Source organism: Salinibaculum salinum (assembly GCF_037645885.1).
GTDB lineage: Archaea > Halobacteriota > Halobacteria > Halobacteriales > Haloarculaceae > Salinibaculum > Salinibaculum salinum.
The window spans coordinates 82,219-101,403 of sequence record NZ_JBBENW010000001.1; the positions used below are offsets into that span (position 1 = coordinate 82,219).

Here is a 19,185-nt window from a genome sequence, read left to right on the forward strand (position 1 = left end):
GCCAAACTTGAAGATTCCGCTGACAATCCTCTCTATGGCGGTTAGCTCGCAGAATTTGCGTGAACTATGGATTTTCCCAGCGTGTGTCACTGGGTCGCATAACCGAAAGAAAATAGAGGGTTGTTCTCCATCGTTGTGGCATGACAGTATCGTCAGACGAGTCTCTAGAATTTCAACACGCGACGGTTCTCGACGGGAGTGGCAGACCCGCATTTACTGCCCACGTTCTGATTTCCGGGAACGAAATTCGACGAATCGGCGACGAACCAGCGGGTGCCGACCGTGAAATCGACCTCGGGGGATCGTATCTCGCCCCGGGATTCATCGATATGCACGCCCACTCGGACCTGCGTCTGTTGCATACTCCCGGTGCGACAGAAAAGCTCACGCAGGGAATTACGACGGAAGTCCTCGGCCAGGACGGGATCAGCGTCGCACCGGTGCCAGCAGCACTGCGAGAGCAGTGGGAGGAGCACAACGAATCCCTCAACGGGAGCCTCGACGAACCCTGGCCCTGGAACTCGGTCGGTGAGTATCTCGACGAACTCGACGCGGCCGACCCCGCCGTCAACTGTGCCTACTACGTCCCGCACGGCAACCTGCGCTCGCTCATCGCGGGATTCGAGGACCGCTCGATCTCTGGCGAGAACGTGGTCGTCTCGGGCTCAAACGAACTGGTGGTTTCGAAGTCCCAGTGGCAGGGCAGCGACACCGACGCTGCGCCCGGTGCGCTCGGGGCCGTACAGAACGAACTCGCGGTGGCGCTGGACGAGGGGGCGTTCGGGATGTCGAAAGGGATGATCTACCCGCCGAGTTCCTACGGGCGCGACCAGGAACTGGAGGCGCTCGCAGAGGTGCTTGGCGAGCGTGACTCGTTTATGATTTCACACGTCTGGAACGAGACGAACCGCGTCGTCGAGTCTATCGATCGCTATCTCGATATCTGCGACCGGGGTGGCTGTCACGCACACGTCTCTCACCTCAAGGTCGGTGGGCAACAGAACTGGGGCAAATCCGAACAGATCGTCGACCTGTTCGACGACGCCATCGAGCGGGGACAGCGAGTCACGTTCGACCAGTATCCCTACACCGCTGGCTCGACCATGCTGACCGCGCTGTTGCCGCCCTGGGCGCGAAAAGGCAAGCCGAGAGATATCAGAACTCGTCTGCGAGACCCCGAGACCGTCGAAGATATTACCGAGGATATCAACTCGCCCAGCGAGTGGGAGAACCTCGCTCGCGCCGCTGGCGACTGGGACAACATCCTCATCACGCAGACCGGGAGCGGCGAGTCTCAGGGGGACACCATCGCGGACATCGCGACCGAGCGGGATCTCGACCCCGTCGAGGCGATGTGTGAACTCCTGCTCGAGGAGGATCTGGCAGTCACGATGGCCGATTTCATCATGTCCGAGGAGGATATCGAGCGATTCCTCGCGGACGACCGCGGCACCTTCTGTACAGACGGTATCTTCGGCGGGAAACCCCATCCCCGCGCTATCGGTGCCTTCGCCCGGATTCTCGACCACTACGTCGACGACCGCGAGACGCTCACACCGGAACTGACGGCCTACAAGGCCGCTGGCAACCCCGCGGACATCCTCGGACTGCAAGACCGGGGCTACGTCAGAGAGGGGTACGTCGCCGACCTCGTCGTCTTCGACCTCTCCGACGTCCGGGAGAACGCCACCTACGAGGACCCGCTGCAACTCTCCGATGGATTCGAGTACGTCCTCGTCGGCGGGGAAATCGCGGTCCGCGACGGCGACCCGACCGGCGAACGGAACGGAACAGTCCTCCGGTCGACTGAGGAGTGGGGCGGCCCGAACCGGCCCGAACTCGACCGGCAGACCGCGTCGCCTTCTCCCTAGCTCTGACTTCGATTTTCGGGCACGGTCTCCGATGAAGGTGGACGGAAACAGAACATTTCGACAGGAATCGGGCCGCTCGCTGGAGAAATACGTTCCCGTGTACCTCAGCCCATAACTATTTAAAATGTCTCGAACAACACTCTACAGTGTTCCATGAGCGAGAGCAAGCGAGTTAGTGAGAGAGGCGACCGTGTCGGGATGTACCTGCAGGACAAACACTCCATCCGGGAGAACATGGAGCTGGTCCAGCGCGCGGAGAACCACGGCTTCGACGAAGTCTGGCAGGCGGAGTCCCGACTTGCCCGTGACGCGATCACCCCGATGGCCGCCTACGCGGCGGTCACCGACGACATCAAGATCGGCTCGGGCGTCATCAACAACTGGACGCGTAACACGGCGCTCATCGCACAGACGATGAGTACGCTCGAAGAGCTAGCAGGTCGTGACCGCATCCTCTGTGGTATCGGCGCGTGGTGGGACCCCCTCGCCGAGAAGGTCGGTATCGACCGCAGCGGCGCGCTGCGCGCGATGCGCGAGTGCGTCGAAGTGACCCAGGACCTGCTGGACATGGAGAACGTCACCTACGACGGCGAGTTCGTCAATATGCGTGACGTCGAACTCGACATTGTCCACGGCGACGCCGGCCCCCGAACGGTTCCGGTGTACGTCGGTGGAACGGGCTTCAAGATGCTCGAACTGACGGGGCACTTCGCGGACGGCGCGCTACTCAATTACCTCGTCAGCCCCGAGTACAACCAGAAGGCCCTCGACGCGCTGGAGACCGGCGCAGAGCGGGCCGACCGCACGCTTGAGGATATCGACCGGCCACAACTGGTCGTCTGTTCGATGGACCACGACCTCGACAAGGCACTCGACAACGCCCGCGAACTCATCACGCAGTATCTCGGGCAGCAGCCACACATCATGAAGGCCTCCGGCGTGAGCCAGGACCTCATCGACGAGGTCGGCGAGGCAATCGGTGGCTGGCCGGCCGACGAGGAGGACATCCAGGAGGGAATGCACCTCATCCCCGACGATGTCGTCCACAAACTGACCGCGAGCGGCACGCCCGAACAGTGTCGCCAGAAGGTCGCCGAGTACGCCGACAACGGCTGTCAGTGTCCCATCCTCTATCCGCTCGGGGACGATCCCGAACTGATGATCGAGGAGTTCGCCGACGGCTACCTGTAGTGGGGAGACTGCCGGCAGACGTCGTGTCGATCCCCGCTATGCGGCCGGAATGAGTCTCGGGACCCCCCCACTGTGCGTTCTCTCTGTGAACGCTGAGCAGCGAAAACCCCCAATTTTACTATTTTATTGTGTGTTTTAAAGAAAAAATTCATAAAATAAAACCGCACGACTCAGCCTGGCCGTTCGGTGTATTCGCCAGCACCCGTGTAAATTCCTGCTGGCATCTATTGCCCGAAAACAGTCTAAAATTGTGAATTAATGAACAATCAGGTGGTAAATCTCGCACAATAGGTAAGATTAAAAATGGGTGCTGTTGACAAGTCGAGTATGAGCGGTTCAGAAACCACCAGTTCGACTGATTCAGTGGTACTGTACGATATCGAGGACAGACCTCCGTTGGGTGAGGCGGTTCCGCTGGGTATCCAGCACGTGCTGGCGATGTTCCTCGGGAACGTCGCACCCCCACTCATTCTGGCAGGTGCGGTTGGCTCTGTCACTGGGGAGACGACGTTCCTCGTCCAGATGGCTCTCATCGTCGCTGGGGTTGCGACCATCGTCCAGGCGTTCCCAATCGGACCGATCGGGGCGCGACTCCCAATCGTCATGGGAACCAGCTTCGCGTTCCTGGGGCCACTCATCGGCATCGGCAACCAGTTCGGGCTCGCGGCGGTGTTCGGTGCAGCGCTCGTCGCTGCACCCATCGAGATGGTGATGGGCTTTTCGCTCGACCGGTTTCGGAAGTTCTTCCCACCGCTCGTCACCGGCATCGTCGTGATGCTCATCGGGCTGACGCTCATTCCGACCGGCATGGACTACGCCGCGGGCGGTGCGGGTGCAGCTGACTACGGATCGTTTACCAATCTCGGTCTTGCGGGGCTCGTACTGGTGGTGACGCTGGTTCTGAACCAGTTTTTCGGGGGGTTTCTTCGAGTCATCAGCGTCTTCGTCGGTATCGTCGTCGGCTACGTCGCCGCGATTGGGCTCGGCGTGGTCGACTTTTCGACCGTCGCGTCGGCCGGCTGGATTACCGTTCCAACCCCGCTGAAATACGGCCTCGCTTTCGAACCCAGCGCAATCCTCACGGTCGGATTCCTCTACATAATCACTGGGATGGAGACGATCGGTGACATTTCGGGAACCGTCTCCGCGACGGGGAGAGATGCGCGCGGAACCGAACTCCGTGGCGGTCTCATCGCGGATGGCGTCATGAGTGCGTTCGGTGCGGTGTTCAACGCGATGCCAAACACTTCGTTTTCGCAAAACGTCGGGCTGGTAAACTTCACTGGTGTCGCGAGTCGACACGTTGTGGGTCTCGGTGGCGGTATTCTGGTGGTTCTCGGATTCGTGCCGAAAGTCGGGGCAATCGTCTCCGTGATGCCCGACGCTGTGCTCGGTGGTGGCGCACTCATTTTGTTTGCGATGATTTTCTCCGCAGGCGCCCGCCTCATCAACCAGAATGTCGAACTGAACCAGCGGAATTCGACCATCCTTGCACTGTCTGTCGCGCTGGGTCTCGGCGTGGCGTTCCGACCAGACGTTCTCCAGGCCTTCCCGAACGAAGCCCAGACGCTGTTTGGCTCCGCACTCGTGACGGGTGGCTTTGCCGCAGTGATACTCAATATCGTCCTCCCGGGCGGTGGTGTCGGTACCGGTCCCACGGAATACACGGCGGGACTCGCACCGGATACGCCTGAGGGTTCCGAGCCGGGGATTTCCGAGCCGGCGACAGCGTCGGCTGAAGACGACGACTGACAAGCGGACGACGGCACAGCGTTGGTCCGTTCGCCGAAAAAATCAGCGGTTCCGATACCGTCAGTCGTCTGCTGCAGCTTCCTCGGCAGTGCCGTAGAGTTGCTCGACCTCACTAATTTCGGGGTCGATACGGTCGACGCCGCCAGTCGCCGTTTCCGCACTCTTGGTGTCTTTCAGCCCGAACCCGGTCGAGTTGACGACGACCGTTTCGTCGCTGTCGATGATGCCCTCGGCGAGCGCCTTTTTGACGCCAGCCAGCGGCGTCGCGCCCGCCGGTTCGGTGTAGATCCCTTCAGTGCTCCCGAGCAGGACCTCTGCATCGAGGATGTCCTCGTCGCTGACGAGCACCGAGGTGCCGCCGCTCTGTTCGAGCGCGCGACAGGCCTTGATCGTGTTTCGCGGGCGTCCGACCGAGATGCTGTCGGCCAGCGTCTCCGCGATGTCGTCGATGTTGTCGTGGCCGTGGAACGATTCGTGGATTGCCGGGGCGCCCTCCGCCTGGACGCCCAGCATCTTGGGGTGGTCCTCGACGTAGTCGAGGTCGTAGAACTCCTTGAACCCCTTCCAGGCACCGGCGATGGTACAGCCGTCACCCATCGAGAAGACGACCCAGTCGGGAACCTCACCGCGGACGACTGACTGCTCTGCGAGCTCGTGGCCGACGGTGCGCTTGCCCTCGACCTGGAACGGATTGATAGCGGCGTTGCGGTTGTACCAGCCGTACGTTTCGGTGACCTCGACAGAGAGGTCGTAGGCCTCGTCGTAACTGCCCTCGACGGCGAGAACGTCCGCGCCGTAGACGAGCGGCTGTGCGAGTTTGCCCGTTGGCGCGTCGCCAGGAACGAAGATGCGGCAGTCGAGGCCGCCGCGGGCTGCGTAGCCCGACAGCGACGCCGCCGCGTTGCCGGTCGACGCGCAGGTGATGATGTCGCGCCCGGCGTGTTTGGCCTTCGTGACCGCGATGGAACTCGCGCGGTCCTTGAAACAGCCCGTCGGGTTGCGGCCATCGTCTTTGACCAGCGTCGTCACGCCGAGTTCCTCGCTGAGATTCGGCGCGTCGAAGAGGTCCGTTCCGCCCTCGTTGAGCGTGACGCGCTCGGCCTCGTCGTGGACTGGCAGGAACGCCTCGTACTTCCACTCGCTCCGGATGTCACCGTCCAGGTCGGCGTCGAAATTGTCATGGATGACGTCGTAATCGTACTTCACCTCGAGAATACCCTTTACACCATCGTGCTCCGGGCAGGTGTAGATGATCTGGTCGGGGTCGTATTCGGCCCCGCAAATGGTACACTCTAGCGTGGTGACGTGCTCCATCGTCATACTGCACACCACAGCAGCCGAGAACTTAAACGACCCGCCATGCGATCGCTGGCAGGTTCACAGTTCGCGGCGGTGAGTGTCAGTAACGACTGATTGTGTGTGCAGAATGTACACAAATCAGATATTCGTACAGCAAACCCGCCACAAGACGAGGTTTTATACAGTCGTGCTTCGACCTGGCAATATGGCTGATACGTTCCGGGCGGGAGCGACGAGTCCGTCCGGCCGAGTAACGTACGAGTACCGGCCGGAGACCGACCAGTCCTTTCAGAACGCGCTAGCGAAGGCCAGAGACGGGTCCCGACTCACCGTTGACGACGGCATCGAACTCCTGACGACCGGGACTGACAAACCCGGAATCGACACCGAGCGCAAGGAGCAGGTACTCGAAGTAGCGGACCGCCGTCGCGCCGAGATGGTCGGTGACGAAGTGACCTTCGTCGCCAACGTCAACAACAACGTCACCACCGCCTGCAACACCGGCTGTCTGTTCTGCAATTTCAAAGACAGCGCCGACGCCTTCGAGTCCGACAGCACAGAGAGCCACAGCGGGTTCACGAAGACGCCTACCGAATCCCGTGCGGCCGCACGCGAGGCCGTCGAGCGTGGCGTCTACGAGGTCTGTTCGGTCAGCGGCCTCCACCCCGCGTTTGCGCTTGACGACGAACACCGCGAGATTCTGGAAGCCAGCGACCGGGAGCCGCTCAACTACAAACCACCCGACCGGTACGAGACGAATCCGGGGACTTACTGCGAGCAGATGGCCGCGATGAGCGCTGATGGGGCGCATCTCCACTCGATGACGCCCGAAGAAGCCTACCACGCCAGACGTGGCACCGACTGGTCCTACGAGGACGTGTACAGCCGTCTGAAACGGGCTGGCCTCGACAGCGTTCCCGGGACGGCGGCCGAAATCCTCGTCGACGAAGTTCGAGACGTGCTGTGTCCCGGGAAAATCGGGACGGCGGAGTGGGTCGGGGCGATGACGGCCGCTGCCAGCGTCGGGCTGCCGATGACGGCGACAATCATGTACGGCCACATCGAGAACGAGGCTCACCGCGTGAAACATCTCGACGTGATTCGGGACCTGCAGGACCGAACCGGCAACATCACGGAGTTCGTTCCGCTCTCCTTTGTCCACCAGCAGACACCACTCGCGGAGTACGGAATGGTCGACGGCGGTGCGACCAGAGCAGAGGACGAACTGATGATTGCCGTCTCGCGGCTCTACCTCGACAACGTCGACCACATCCAGTCCTCCTGGGTCAAGTACGGCGACGAACACGGGCTGAAGCTGCTGAACTGCGGTGCCGACGACTTCATGGGAACGTTGCTCTCGGAGGAGATCACTAAGCGAGCGGGCGGCACACACGGCGAGTTCCGCTCGTTCCGGGACTACGCCGACATGGTGTCGGCAATCGGTCGCACGCCAGTCGAGCGCTCGACGGACTACGAACAGCGCCGACGAATCGACCCCGACGAAACGCTCGTCGGCCCGACGCTCGGTCCGCAAGCAAACGGGACGCCACTGCTCCGGTAGTCCCCTATTTACGGCATCGATTCGCGGTGGAGGAATTCGCCGTCGCCCTCCTGGCTGTGTACCTCGTGGTCGCGAGCGGCCGCCTCGCCGCCGACGAACACCGTATCGACGCGTGCGGTCCACTTCCTCCCCTCGTACGGGGTCCACCCGCCGACGTAGGCGAGCTCATCGGCCGCGACAGTGTACGCTTCGTCCCTGAGCAGGACGATGTCCGCGTCGGACCCGACCGCCAACGAGCCTTTCTGTGGGTAGATGCCGGCCTCCCGTGCCGGTCGGGCACAGACCAGTTCGTGGAGCCGTGGCCAGCTGAGGCGATCAGTGTGGACGCCCTCGCTGACGAGAAATTCGAGCATCGTCTCGATGCTCGGCAGGCCGGCGTAGGGCTCCCAGATATCGTCCCACCCCTGCTCGCGGTTCTCGCGGTAGGTGGGGAAGTGCTCGCTCGCGATAAGGTCTATCGTTCCGTCCTGGACGGCGTCCCAGAGCTGCTCGACCTCTTCGGGGGATTTGAGGCTCGGGTTCACCTTCAGGAACGGCCCTTTCTCCGCGACGTCGTCCTTCGAGAAAGCGAGATAGTGTGGGCAGGTTTCGAGTGTGACCGGGACGGTGGCCCGAGAGACGAAGCGCGCGCCCTCTCGGGCACCGCTTCCGCTGGAGACGTGTACGACGTGGAGCGGGCAGTCGGCGTACTCCGCGAACCGTCCCATCCGGTTGATCGCGTCCAGTTCTGCCTCGAGTGGCCGCGAGTCCATATACACCTCGGGGTCGTCGCCGTCGATTTGCGCGCGAGCGTGGTCCAGCAGCCCCTGCGTCTCACAGTGGACTCGCACCTTTCCGCCGGCCTCGCCAACTGCTACCATGAGTTCGACGATGGTCCTGTCGTCGGCCAGATACGGGTCGGCTGTGAACGTCTTGAAATCCCGCGTTCCTTCTGCAATAACCGATTCCACGTCGATATCGCTGTTCTCGACGTTCCCTGCCACCAGCCCGAAGTCGACGTGGGCGCGTTCCTCGCATGCTGCCCGTTTCTTCCGGAACGACTCGGCGTCGGTCACCGGTGTCTGTGTCGGGAGTTCGACGACGGTCGTGACGCCGCCGGCGACGGCACTCGCTGTCTCCGAGGCGAAGTCGATACCTTCGGGAAACAACTCGTCGTCGTGCATGTGGTTGTGTACGTCGACGACACCGGGGAGTGCGACCATTCCTTCGGCGTCGACCGTCTCGTCGGCGTCAGCGTGGCCGTCGACAACGTCCGGGCCGACACCAGTAATCAATCCGTCCTCGATAGCGATTCCCCCCGTCACCGTCCCCGATGGCCGGACAATCCGCGCGTCCGAGATGAGCGTGTCCGTCATGGGCGTACGCACGCCCGGTACGAGTAAAACTGTTGCCGAACCTTCCAATACTGTGCCGTGTACGCTCAGTCTGCAGTGGTGGCACGCAAACGATTGTCACGCCTGCCGAATTCGCCGGCAAGAAGTCGTCTCGCAGGTAATTTTTTGTGCGACCCCGGTGATGGAATACTGTGATACTGAACGCTGGTACGCTCGTCACGATGAACGACGAGCGCGAGGTCCGACAGGAAGTACACGTCGCCGTCGACGACGGCGAAATAACCGACATCGCTGACGGGTACGTCTCGGATGCCGACGTCGACGCCCGGGACGAAGTCGTGATTCCCGGACTCGTCAATGCCCACACGCACATGTACGCACTCCCGATACGGGGTGCGCCGCTGTCGGCGGCACCCGAGAGCTTCTACCAGGCGCTCGTCGATATCTGGTGGGAGGTCGACGAGGCGTTCACGATGGACGACGCCCGGCTGTCTGCGCTCGGGTCCTGTGTCGAGATGCTAGAGGGTGGTGTCACGACGTTCTGTGACAACTACTCCGGCCCGAACACGCTCCCCGGTGCGCTGGACGCCGTGGCTGACGGCGTTGCACAGACGCCTATCCGCGGGATGATAACCTTCGAGACGACTGCGCGGAACTCGACCGAGGAGGCGATGGCCGGTATCGACGAGAACCAGCGGTTCGTCCAGGAGGTCGAGGACGATTACGACCGCGTCAACGGCCACTACTGCCTGCACACCCTCTTTACGAACACTGAGGAAGTCGTCGAGGAATGCGTCAGCCGCGCGACCGGCGACGACAGACCGGTTCAGATACACCTCGAGGAGGGACTCGTGGACGTGCACAAATCACTCGAAGAGTATGGGAAGCGTCCGGTCCCCGCCCTCGAAGAGATGGGCTTTTTCGAGTCCGATGTCATCGCCGCTCACTGTGTTCACTCGACCGAGCGCGAAATCGAAATCCTGGCCGACCACGACGTGTCCGTCGCCCACAACCCCTATTCGAACATCAACAACGCTGTCGGCATCGCCAACGTCGAGAAGATGGAGGAAGAGGAGATAACCATCGGCATCGGCGACGATGGCTGGGACCCCGATATGTTCGAGACGATGCGCTCGGCGGTCGGAGTTCACAAACTCAAACAGAACAACCCCAGCGGCTTCGACATGGCCAAGGCGCTGGAGTGGGCGACTATCGGTTCTGCGAGCGTGCTCGGTATGGACGACGAGGTCGGCAGTCTCGAAACCGGCAAACGCGGCGATTTCGTGACGCTCGACCTCGGACCGAATCCGGTGCTCGCCGATAGTGCTCCCTACTACGTGGTGAGCGCAGCGAGTCGTGCCGACGTGACCCGGACTATCGTCGATGGCGACGTGGTGTACGAGCGAGGCGGCTCTGTCGACGGCGTCGACGAGTCTGATATGGCTGCTGTCGGGACTGCGAGTGAATCGTTGTGGGACCGACTCTGACTGGAACTACACAGATATTAACAAACTTAGTCTGTTAATTGATAGCTGCCGTCGCTCGTAAATAGAGCGTATACGAAATGAATACAGGGTGTACAGAATAGCTGGGCACCGTCGTCACGCCGCATCTCTCGAAGGAGGGGACTCATTTCGATCTGTGTCGACGACGGAGAGACTGCGACTGACGACGAGATTCGTGAGTTCTGTCGCGTCGAGGACGGAGGTATCCCCGTCCGGATGTTCGTCCGAGTAGCGTCTGATACGATAGTCGTCGACGGCACCACGCGTATCAGTGATCGATTCGAGTACGTCGAAGCGGTCGCCCGTCACCGTGTTTCGGTACCTCTGCTCGGGTCGGACACCGACGACCGGCACGTCCGAGGGCCACGACCACCCGAACTCCTGGAGGTACTCGTTGTACTTCCAGACGCGTCGTTCAGTTTCGATCTGGTCGTCATCGTGGTCTCCCGCTGCAACAGCTTCGAGACTCCGATCCCAGTAATCGACGACACACCGTTTCAGGTCCTCTTCGAGTGTTTCTTCGACGATACGCTCTTCGATTGGGTAGCCGACTTCGATGCCCACCACGACGTACTGGTCGAGTCGTGCCAGGCACCGTTGACACTCGATTTCGATGACTGACATCGACATGTCGTCGTCGAAGCCGATGTGTGCGATTTCGCTGGCGCAGTTCGGACACCAAAAAAAGACGACGCCGTTGTCGACGTGTTCTAACTCTGCTAGTACCGTCAAATCATCAAATAGCGTGTCAGCGTGTTGCGGGCTAGCGGAACAATCCGATTCCTTCGCCTCTTCAGTTGCCGTTCCTGCAAACTGCGCAAGTTCCCGATCCTTGAGTAGCGCTTTGATGACTGAGTCGTGGGAGGAGTGCGATTCTGCCTCGCGAATCTCTTCTATCTGTTCTTTCGTCCAGTCGCGAACACGTATTGTGGCCATATGGTGCACACACTGCACACATTGACTTAATTCCTTCCACCAGTTATCCCGTTATGTACTGCTTTCTCCAGTCTGGGCTCGTGGCGCATAAATACTCTGGTCGAATAATAAACAATTCAGAAAAATTGTATTAGTCTAAAATAGTCGGAAAAATATAACTTAACTCTGTCTTCAACCAGGTGATTGGCTGCCTCACTCCGCTTGAGGTGCCGTCTACAATACTGGTGAATTTTCGGTTATAACTGTGAATATAATGGATTATATCCTATATTAGTCGCGCTCTCGAAACCATTTCTACTGTTGATGACTGCTACACACATTGGATTTCAACGTTGTAGTTACATTTCTGTTGTATGGGTCCGGCATCTCTCAAAAGCTTATTATATAAAGAATATTTATAAATATCGATTCCAGTCGAAGTAGTGTCTGTGTGACTATACCATCTCAACCAGCAACCGACTGCAGAGACTTTCCGTTCTCTGGACCGATCAGTACGGTTCTCCAACACGTGAGCGGATAGTCGACGGAGTTCTTTCTCTGCGAACGCTTCCGTCAGTGTCCGCTCTCGTTCCTGGTTGCGGGTAACTCCAGTGTGACCGTAACACGAATGTATTCGGGGGACTCCTCACCGTGGTGGGACCCATCAGTGAGGCCATGCGACCACTGCCGTCTGCAACGGCATATCTGGGATACATCGTCGGACTCTGTTGTGCAACTGCCGGATTTGTAGTCTCTGGGCTGGATGCAGCAATCCTCTGGTGTGTCGTCGGATACTTCCTCGGCAAATCGGTTCAGAGCATGCTCTGGTCACTGACGCGTGGACCGGCTACCTGATGCCCGTTCGCCGCAGTGGTTACCCGAAGGTATTCGTGGCAATTGCCTCGGTAGCGATGTAATGGCCGAACAGCAACTTGATCTGCGAGAGATTCCGCCGCCGAAACGACACCCAAAAATCTTCGACGCGTTCGAGGAGTTAGCGAGCGGTGAAGCGCTGACGCTGGTCAACGACCACGAACCGACGCCATTGTACCACCAGATGGCTGCCGAAGTCGAGTCGTCCGATGCCGATGGATACACTGTTGACCGTATCGGCCCGAACGAGTTCATCGCAACTCTTCCAAAAAAGTAGCTGCTGTCTTCGTTCGGTGGCCGATTTCCTCTCTGTTGCCGTCGGAAGTGGGCCCGGACGGATTGTGAACCTCAGTCACTCCACTTCGTTCCGTTCCTTGGTTCAAACCGCCGGACGTACGATTTGCTTCTCGCGTCCACTCGTCGCAAAATCGCATGGGCCCGGACGGATTTGAACCATCGCATACCCGGTTATGAGCCGGGGGCTCTAACCAGACTGAGCTACGGGCCCGCTGTCTTTCCGTACCAAATCGCCCAACTAAACTCTACCGTTGTGCGAACATCTCCCTCGGAACTCTTTTCGGGTAGACGACCGTATTCGTGTGTAACTATGGGAATCGGTGGCTCGGACATGTACCGGCAGCAAATCCTCGACCACTACAAGAACCCCCGAAACTACGGGGAAATCGAGGACCCAACGTTCACCCACACCGGCGAGAATCCGATGTGCGGTGACACGATCGAGATGGACGTCGTCCTCGACGACGACGAGGAGACAATCGAACGCGTCGCGTTCCGCGGAGATGGCTGTGCCATTTCACAGGCTTCCGCCTCCATGTTCTCGCAAGAACTCGCCGGCATGGCACTCGACGATCTGCAGGAGATGGATCGTGACGATATCGTCGACATGCTCGGCGTCGACATCTCTGCAATGCGCATCAAGTGTGCTGTCCTCGCCGAGAAGGTCGCACAGGACGGCGCGGAAATCTACTTCGGCGAGAAAGACGTCGACAAGACGACCACCGAAGACGACTAACTACGTTTTGCAGTACTTTGACCGATAGCATCCGCGCGCCGACGGCGCGCGGTTCTCCGAGCACGAACGTAGTGAGTGCTCGGCTTTTTTCGCCCACGTTCGAAAGAGCAGAGCTCTTTCGCAGCCCGGCAGAAATCTTCGATTTCTGCGGACGTTTTTCAAGTAACGAGCGAGCGAAGCTCTCTCGAACCATGCGAACGGCGCGAAGCGCCGTGAGCAGAGAGTGGTTCGCGCTCCGCGCGAACCCGACGCAGAAAAAGGTGGTTAGGCGAACGCGATCGGCTGGCCCGCAGTATCTTCCTCTTCGCGGACTTTCTGGAGTGCGTTCTCGAAGTCGGCCATCTCGACGGTGGTGCGCTGGTCGCGGATGGCGAACATCCCGGCTTCGGTCGCCAGCGAGGCCAGTTCCGCACCGGAGAAACCCTCCGTTTCGGTTGCGAGCGCTGCCATGTCGATGCCGTCTGCCAGGTCCATCTCTCTGGTGTGAATCTCGAGGATGCGCTCGCGGCCGTCCCAGTCCGGGTTCGGCACTTCGATGAGACGGTCGAAGCGACCCGGGCGGAGAATGGCGCGGTCGAGCATGTCGAAGCGGTTGGTCGCGGCGATAATGCGGATTTCACCGCGCTCTTCGAAGCCGTCCATCTCCGAGAGGAGTTGCATCATCGTCCGCTGAACCTCGGCGTCACCGCTGGTCTTCGAGTCCGTCCGCTTGGCGGCGATGGCGTCGATCTCGTCGATAAAGATGACGGCGGGTTCGCGCTCGCTGGCGAGTTCGAAGAGGTCACGGACGAGGCGCGCACCTTCCCCGATGAACTTCCGAACGAGCTCCGAGCCAGCCATCTTGATGAAGGTAGCGTCGGTCTGGTTCGCGACGGCTTTCGCCAGCATCGTCTTCCCCGTCCCCGGTGGACCGTGCAAGAGCACGCCGGATGGGGGCTCGATACCCACGTCCTCGAACTGCTGGGCGTTGATGAGTGGTTCCTCGACCGCTTCGCGAACTTCCAGAATCTGGTCTTCGAGGCCGCCGATGTCGTCGTAGCTCACGTCGGGGCTGGCGTCGATTTCCATCGCCTGCGCGCGAGCGTCGGTTTCGGGGTTGAGGATGGTCTGAATGGCGAAGGAGTCGTTGATCGCGACGCGGTCCCCGGATTCGAGGTCCTCGCGGAGCGTCGGTGAGACTTCGGTCAGCACTTCCTGGTTGTTGCCGTGCTGTTTGACGACGACGCCATCGTCGGTAATCTCCTCGGCGGTCGCGATGTACAGCGAGGACGATTTGAGCGTGTCGTTCTCTCGTTCGAGCCGGTCGACCTGCTCGGTGAGGTCGTTCCGACGCTCCTCGGCCGACCCCAGTTGCTCTTCGAGTTTGTTCTGTACCTTGACGAGTTCTCTGTAATGGTCCCGGAGAGCCTCTAACCGTTCGTCCTGGGTCATTTCGGGGTCCAGGTCTAGCCGTGGGCGCTCGGGAAGCGACGAACTACGCGACATCTGATTGTAGAGTATTTGCCATCGGGAGACATAGGTCCTTCGGCAACGGAACCGATTTCCGTCCTCGAAAGGGCGTCAGAATCCCACCCCGTTTGTCTCAGACCAGTCGTTCGAACTCGTCGAGATACTCGCCGTACACGTCGAGTGCCGACTGAACAGTCGCAGCGTCGGTCATGTCGACACCGGCGTCGTCGAGCAACTCCAGCGGATAGCCCCGTGACCCGCTCTCCAGGAAGTTCCGGTAGCGCTCGGCGGCCGGTTCGCCGTGGTCACGAATGTTTTCCACGAGGGCAACCGCGGCGGAGATACCGGTCGCGTACTGGAAGACATAGAACGCGCGGTAGAAGTGCGGGATGCGCATCCACTCGCGGGCGATACGGTCGTCTACCTCGGCCGGTTCGTAGTAGTCGCCTTTCAGTTCCTGATAGAGTTCGTCCAGTCGGTCGGGTGTCAGCGGCTTGCCGGCCTCGCTCATTTCGTGGGTCCGCTGTTCGAACTCGGCGAACATCGTCTGCCGATACAGCGTCGAGCGGAACCGTTCGAGGTACTGGTTGAGAACGTGACGGCGAAGCTGTTCGTCCTCGACGGTCTCCAGCAGGTGATGGGTCAGCAGCGTCTCGTTGACGGTGCTCGCGATTTCGGCGATGAAGATGGTGTAGTCGGCGTAGACGTACGGCTGGGCCTCGCTGGCCAGTTCCGAGTGCATCGAGTGGCCGAGTTCGTGTGCCAGCGTGTACATCGACTCCACGTCGTCCTGGTAGTTCATCAGGATGTACGGCTGGGAGTCGTAGGTCCCGCCGGAGTAGGCGCCCGACTGCTTGCCCTTCGTCTCGTAGACGTCGACCCACTGGGAGTCGAGCCCCTCCGCGAGCCGGGACTGGTAGGCCTCTCCCAGCGGCGCGACGGCCTCGGTGACGTACTCGCAGGCGTCTTCGTAGGACACCTCTGGACTCTCTTCGGTGACCAGCGGAACGTAGAGGTCCCACATCTTGAGGTCCTCGCCGTCGGTCACCGTTCGCTTGAGGTCGCCGTGACGGTGCAGTTTGTCGAGGTTGTCCCGAACCGTGTCGACGAGGGTGTCGTACACCTCCGTCGGAATGTTCGGGCCGTCCAGTGACGCCTCCCGAGAACTGTCGTAATCGCGCGCAGCAGCCAGTTTTTCGTCGGCTTTCACGCTGTTTCGGTAGGAAGTACCGACGGTGTTGCGCACGTCTTCCCACTCGTCGTAGAACGTCTCGTAGACGCGCTGGCGAAAGGCTCGGTCGGGATTTTTCTGGAGCGTGGTGAAGTTGTTCAGCGTAATCGGCTGGGGCTCGCCGTCGGGGTCGTCGACTGCCGGGAACTCCATGTCTGCGTTGGCGAGCATGTTGTAAATCTCGCCCGACGCGCCCGTTACCTCCCCCAGTTCAGCCAGCAGGTTTTCGACTTCCGCGGAACGGGTGTGCGGTTTCATTCGCAAGATATCGTCGATGTAGTGGTCGTACGCTTCCAGTGCCGGCTTTTCCTCCTGCATCTGTTCGATATCCTCCCGGTCGAGCTGCTGGAGTTCTGGCTCGATGAAGGACGCGGCGCTCGCGGCTTCGGAACCGAGCGACTGGGCGCGGGTCGCCAGCGCCTGTGCGTCGTCATCGCGTGTGTCCTCGTCGCGGCGCATTCGAGCGTACGCACCGACGTTTGCGACCTGCCGCATCACCTGCTCGTAGGTTTCGAGCAGTTCGGTCAGCGTCGCCGCGTCCTCGGCCGCTCTGCCCTCGTAGGCGCGAAGGTCGTCGAGACTGTCGCGGGCCTGTTCGAAGGCCGTCTGCCACGCCTCGTCGCTGGCAAACAGCGAGTCGAGGTCCCACTTGTACGCTTCGTCGATGTCACCGCGTTCGGGGACGGAACTCATTGGACGGGGTTAGACTGGCCGGCAGGTAAGCCTTTGCTGTCCGCTACCGGGACGCTCTCTGCAGCCATCTTCCGTCTTTGCAGTGCCGTCGCAGTCGGTCTACATCGTGAGACTGCCGACGCACTGAACTGTTTTCTCGGAGCGCCGACCGACAATCAGTCGCGCTGGAGTTCTATCGTCACGACACTCCCGCTGGGGTCGTTGTCCGAAAACCGCAGCGTCCCGCCAGATTGGCGGACGATCCAGTAGACCAGCCACAGTCCCAGCCCGCTGCCGTGATACAGTGGCTCGAGTTCCTCCTCGCCCAGCAGTACCTTCCGTTCCATCTCGGGGATACCGGGACCATCGTCTTCGATAGCGATACGGACCGTCTCTGCGTCCTGTGCGACCGAAACGGTCACTTCCGGTGACGGGTTGTCGCTGTGGACGAGCGCGTTCTCCAGCAGTTCGGCTACTGCCCGGTTGAGCTGTGTCGTCCCCTCCGCGGTGACTCCGTCGGGCAGGTCACTGGTGACGGTGGCGTCGGGGAAGTCGGACTGCATGCTCCTGATGACTCGGCTGACGAGTTTGGTGACATCGACTCGCTGCCGTGGTGCGTCCGACAGTAGCACTCGCGTCACCGCCCGCTCTTTGTCGACGAGCGCGACGAGTTCGTTCGTCTTTTCGACGATGTCGGTCGCGTCTGTCGCGAACTGTGGCGGGGCGTCGGTTTCAATTACTTCGGCCCGCGCCTGAATCACGTTCAGCGCGTTGTTTAGATTGTGGCGCAACACCCGGTCGAGCACCCGAAGTTGCTTTTCGCGCTCCTTGCGCTCCGTGATGTCGCTCTGGATTGCGACGAACTCCTCGACGCTCCCGTCGTCGAAAATCGGCGCGATCGTCTGATGGGCTTCGTACAGCTCTCCGTCACTGCGTCTGTCGGTGATCTCTGCCTCCCAGACATCGCCGGCGAGCAACGTCCGCCACAGCTTCTCGTAGTACTCGTCGTCCATCTCGCCCGATTTGAGTATTCGCGGGGTCATCCCCGTCGCTTCCGCACGACTGTACCCGGTGATCTCTTCGAACGCAGGGTTGACGTACTCGATCGTCCCGTCCGTGCCGGTAATGTACACTCCCTGTCCGGCCGATTCGACGGCCCGTTTGAACCGGCGAAGCTTCCGCTCCCGGTCGCGTTGCTCGGTCATGTCTCGCGTTATCTTCGTGAATCCGCGGAGCGCCCCGTCGTCGTCTCGCAGTGCGGTCACGGTCACACTCCCCCAGAAGCGCGAGCCGTCCTTGCGAACGCGCCACCCCTCCTCTTCGTAGCTGCCTCGCTCGGCGGCAGCGTCTAGCACTTCCTGTGCGTGGTCGCTCTCGACGTCGTCCGGGTAGAACGTCGAGAAGTGTTCCCCGAGAATCTCCTCGCGGGTGTACCCTTTCAATCGCCGCGCGCCGTCGTTCCAGCTCACGACGGTCCCCGACGGGTCTACCCGGAAGATTGCGTACTCTTCGACTTCCGTAACCAGCTGCCGAAACCGCTCTTTCTCCTCGGCGAGTCTGTTGCGCATCTCGACCGTCGCCAGAGCGTGCGCGATGTCGTCACCGAGCTCCGACAGCACGGCCACTTCGTCGTCGTCAAACGCGTTCGTGCGGTCGGCATAGACGTTCAACACGCCGTACTGTGTCCCCTCGTATAGCAGCGGGACGGAGGCCAGTGACTGGTAGCCTCGTTCGAGTGCGTCCGCTCGCCAGGGTGCAAACTCGGGATCGTTCTGGATGTCCTGTATGACCGAGATTTCACCGTTCTTTACGGCCCGTCCGCCGGGTCCGTGTCCGGTCGGGGTATCGTCTGCCGTCACGGTGATGTCGGAGAGATACCCCGCTTCGAGACCGCCCCACTCGCGTGGCTCTACCTCCCTCGTCTCCTGGTCGAACTCGCCGATCCACGCGAAGCGGTACGGCTCGGCACTGCTGAGAATCTCACAGACTTGGCTGTCTATTTCAGCCGTACTGGTTGCGTGGACTAGCGCCTGGTTGACTTCGCTGACGAGCGAGCGGATGCGCTCGAGCGTTGCGTTCCGTTCGCTCGCTCTGGCACTCTCGACGACGGTTCTGAGCCGCGCTGGCAGGATTCCGTCTCGCGCGTCCGCCAGCCGGAAGTAGTCCGTCGATCCGGCGGCGATCACGTCGGGTGCTGTCTCGTCGCTGGCAAGCGCCACGACTGGCGGACCGTCCCGTTGCTCGGAGATCTCGTCGAGTGCTACGAAACCAGCCGAATCCGGCGCTCGGGCGTCAACGAGAACACAGTCGACACGATTCGACGCGAGATGTGCCAGCCCCGCGCCCGTCTCCGTCGCCGTGATAACGACAAACTGCTGATCTGTGTCGGCCAGTGCCGTTGTTATCCGGTCGGCGATCCTCTCCTCGCAGCCGACACACAGCACCCGTATCTCGCCGTCCATCGTACGTACACGACTGTGTGTCTCGGCAAAAACGTTC

Annotated in this window: 13 protein-coding genes and 1 tRNA gene; 7 read left to right on the forward strand and 7 right to left on the reverse strand. The window is 60.7% G+C overall.

Translation table 11 applies throughout. The features are described 5' to 3' along the window. Nucleotides 1-140: 140 nt before the first annotated feature. From WDJ60_RS00375 to WDJ60_RS00385, 3 genes are all read left to right on the forward strand, one after another. Complete coding sequence (locus tag WDJ60_RS00375; protein WP_340097737.1) at nucleotides 141-1,871, forward strand: N-acyl-D-amino-acid deacylase family protein; 1,731 nt, start codon at nucleotides 141-143, stop codon at nucleotides 1,869-1,871. A 153-nt stretch (nucleotides 1,872-2,024) separates the two neighbouring features. After that, nucleotides 2,025-3,062 (forward strand): LLM class flavin-dependent oxidoreductase, encoded by a 1,038-nt coding sequence (locus WDJ60_RS00380; RefSeq protein ID WP_340097738.1) that lies wholly within the window; start codon nucleotides 2,025-2,027, stop codon nucleotides 3,060-3,062. A 327-nt stretch (nucleotides 3,063-3,389) separates the two neighbouring features. Further along, entirely contained in the window at nucleotides 3,390-4,814 is a 1,425-nt protein-coding gene (locus WDJ60_RS00385; protein ID WP_340097739.1) for a uracil-xanthine permease family protein, read from the forward strand. A gap of 60 nt (nucleotides 4,815-4,874) precedes the next feature. On the opposite strand, the gene thrC is transcribed toward WDJ60_RS00385, so the two are convergent. Beyond that, a complete protein-coding gene (gene thrC / locus WDJ60_RS00390; RefSeq protein ID WP_340097740.1) occupies nucleotides 4,875-6,134 on the reverse strand; it encodes a threonine synthase in 1,260 nt (419 codons plus the stop codon). 184 nt (nucleotides 6,135-6,318) lie between these two features. On the opposite strand from thrC, the gene cofH reads away from it, so the two are divergent. Next, nucleotides 6,319-7,674 carry a 7,8-didemethyl-8-hydroxy-5-deazariboflavin synthase subunit CofH gene (cofH, locus tag WDJ60_RS00395; RefSeq protein WP_340097741.1) on the forward strand — a complete coding sequence of 452 codons (1,356 nt, stop codon included), beginning with the start codon at nucleotides 6,319-6,321 and terminating at the stop codon, nucleotides 7,672-7,674. A gap of 8 nt (nucleotides 7,675-7,682) precedes the next feature. Here the strand turns inward: cofH and WDJ60_RS00400 are convergent, their stop codons facing one another. Further along, nucleotides 7,683-9,029 (reverse strand): dihydroorotase, encoded by a 1,347-nt coding sequence (locus WDJ60_RS00400; protein WP_340097742.1) that lies wholly within the window; start codon nucleotides 9,027-9,029, stop codon nucleotides 7,683-7,685. 170 nt (nucleotides 9,030-9,199) lie between these two features. On the opposite strand from WDJ60_RS00400, the gene WDJ60_RS00405 reads away from it, so the two are divergent. Then, nucleotides 9,200-10,495: an amidohydrolase family protein gene (locus WDJ60_RS00405; RefSeq protein WP_340097743.1), complete on the forward strand. Its 1,296-nt coding sequence runs from the start codon at nucleotides 9,200-9,202 to the stop codon at nucleotides 10,493-10,495. A 114-nt stretch (nucleotides 10,496-10,609) separates the two neighbouring features. Here WDJ60_RS00405 and WDJ60_RS00410 read toward each other — a convergent pair whose 3' ends face one another. Next, nucleotides 10,610-11,449, reverse strand: coding sequence for a hypothetical protein (locus WDJ60_RS00410; RefSeq protein WP_340097744.1), 840 nt, complete (start codon nucleotides 11,447-11,449; stop codon nucleotides 10,610-10,612). An 895-nt stretch (nucleotides 11,450-12,344) separates the two neighbouring features. Between WDJ60_RS00410 and WDJ60_RS00415 the strand changes: the two genes are divergently transcribed. Next, nucleotides 12,345-12,578 carry a DUF2249 domain-containing protein gene (locus WDJ60_RS00415; protein ID WP_340097745.1) on the forward strand — a complete coding sequence of 78 codons (234 nt, stop codon included), beginning with the start codon at nucleotides 12,345-12,347 and terminating at the stop codon, nucleotides 12,576-12,578. 156 nt (nucleotides 12,579-12,734) lie between these two features. Here WDJ60_RS00415 and WDJ60_RS00420 read toward each other — a convergent pair. After that, nucleotides 12,735-12,809 (reverse strand) — tRNA-Ile (locus WDJ60_RS00420). A gap of 99 nt (nucleotides 12,810-12,908) precedes the next feature. Between WDJ60_RS00420 and WDJ60_RS00425 the strand changes: the two genes are divergently transcribed. Next, complete coding sequence (locus tag WDJ60_RS00425; RefSeq protein ID WP_340097746.1) at nucleotides 12,909-13,334, forward strand: iron-sulfur cluster assembly scaffold protein; 426 nt, start codon at nucleotides 12,909-12,911, stop codon at nucleotides 13,332-13,334. 264 nt (nucleotides 13,335-13,598) lie between these two features. Here WDJ60_RS00425 and pan2 read toward each other — a convergent pair whose 3' ends face one another. From pan2 to WDJ60_RS00440, 3 genes are all read right to left on the reverse strand, one after another. Then, nucleotides 13,599-14,819 (reverse strand): proteasome-activating nucleotidase Pan2, encoded by a 1,221-nt coding sequence (gene pan2 / locus WDJ60_RS00430; protein WP_340097747.1) that lies wholly within the window; start codon nucleotides 14,817-14,819, stop codon nucleotides 13,599-13,601. Between the two features lie 97 nt (nucleotides 14,820-14,916). Further along, entirely contained in the window at nucleotides 14,917-16,707 is a 1,791-nt protein-coding gene (pepF, locus tag WDJ60_RS00435; protein WP_340097748.1) for an oligoendopeptidase F, read from the reverse strand. A gap of 155 nt (nucleotides 16,708-16,862) precedes the next feature. Then, a complete protein-coding gene (locus WDJ60_RS00440; protein WP_340097750.1) occupies nucleotides 16,863-19,148 on the reverse strand; it encodes a PAS domain S-box protein in 2,286 nt (761 codons plus the stop codon). Between the last annotated feature and the right edge of the window lie 37 nt (nucleotides 19,149-19,185).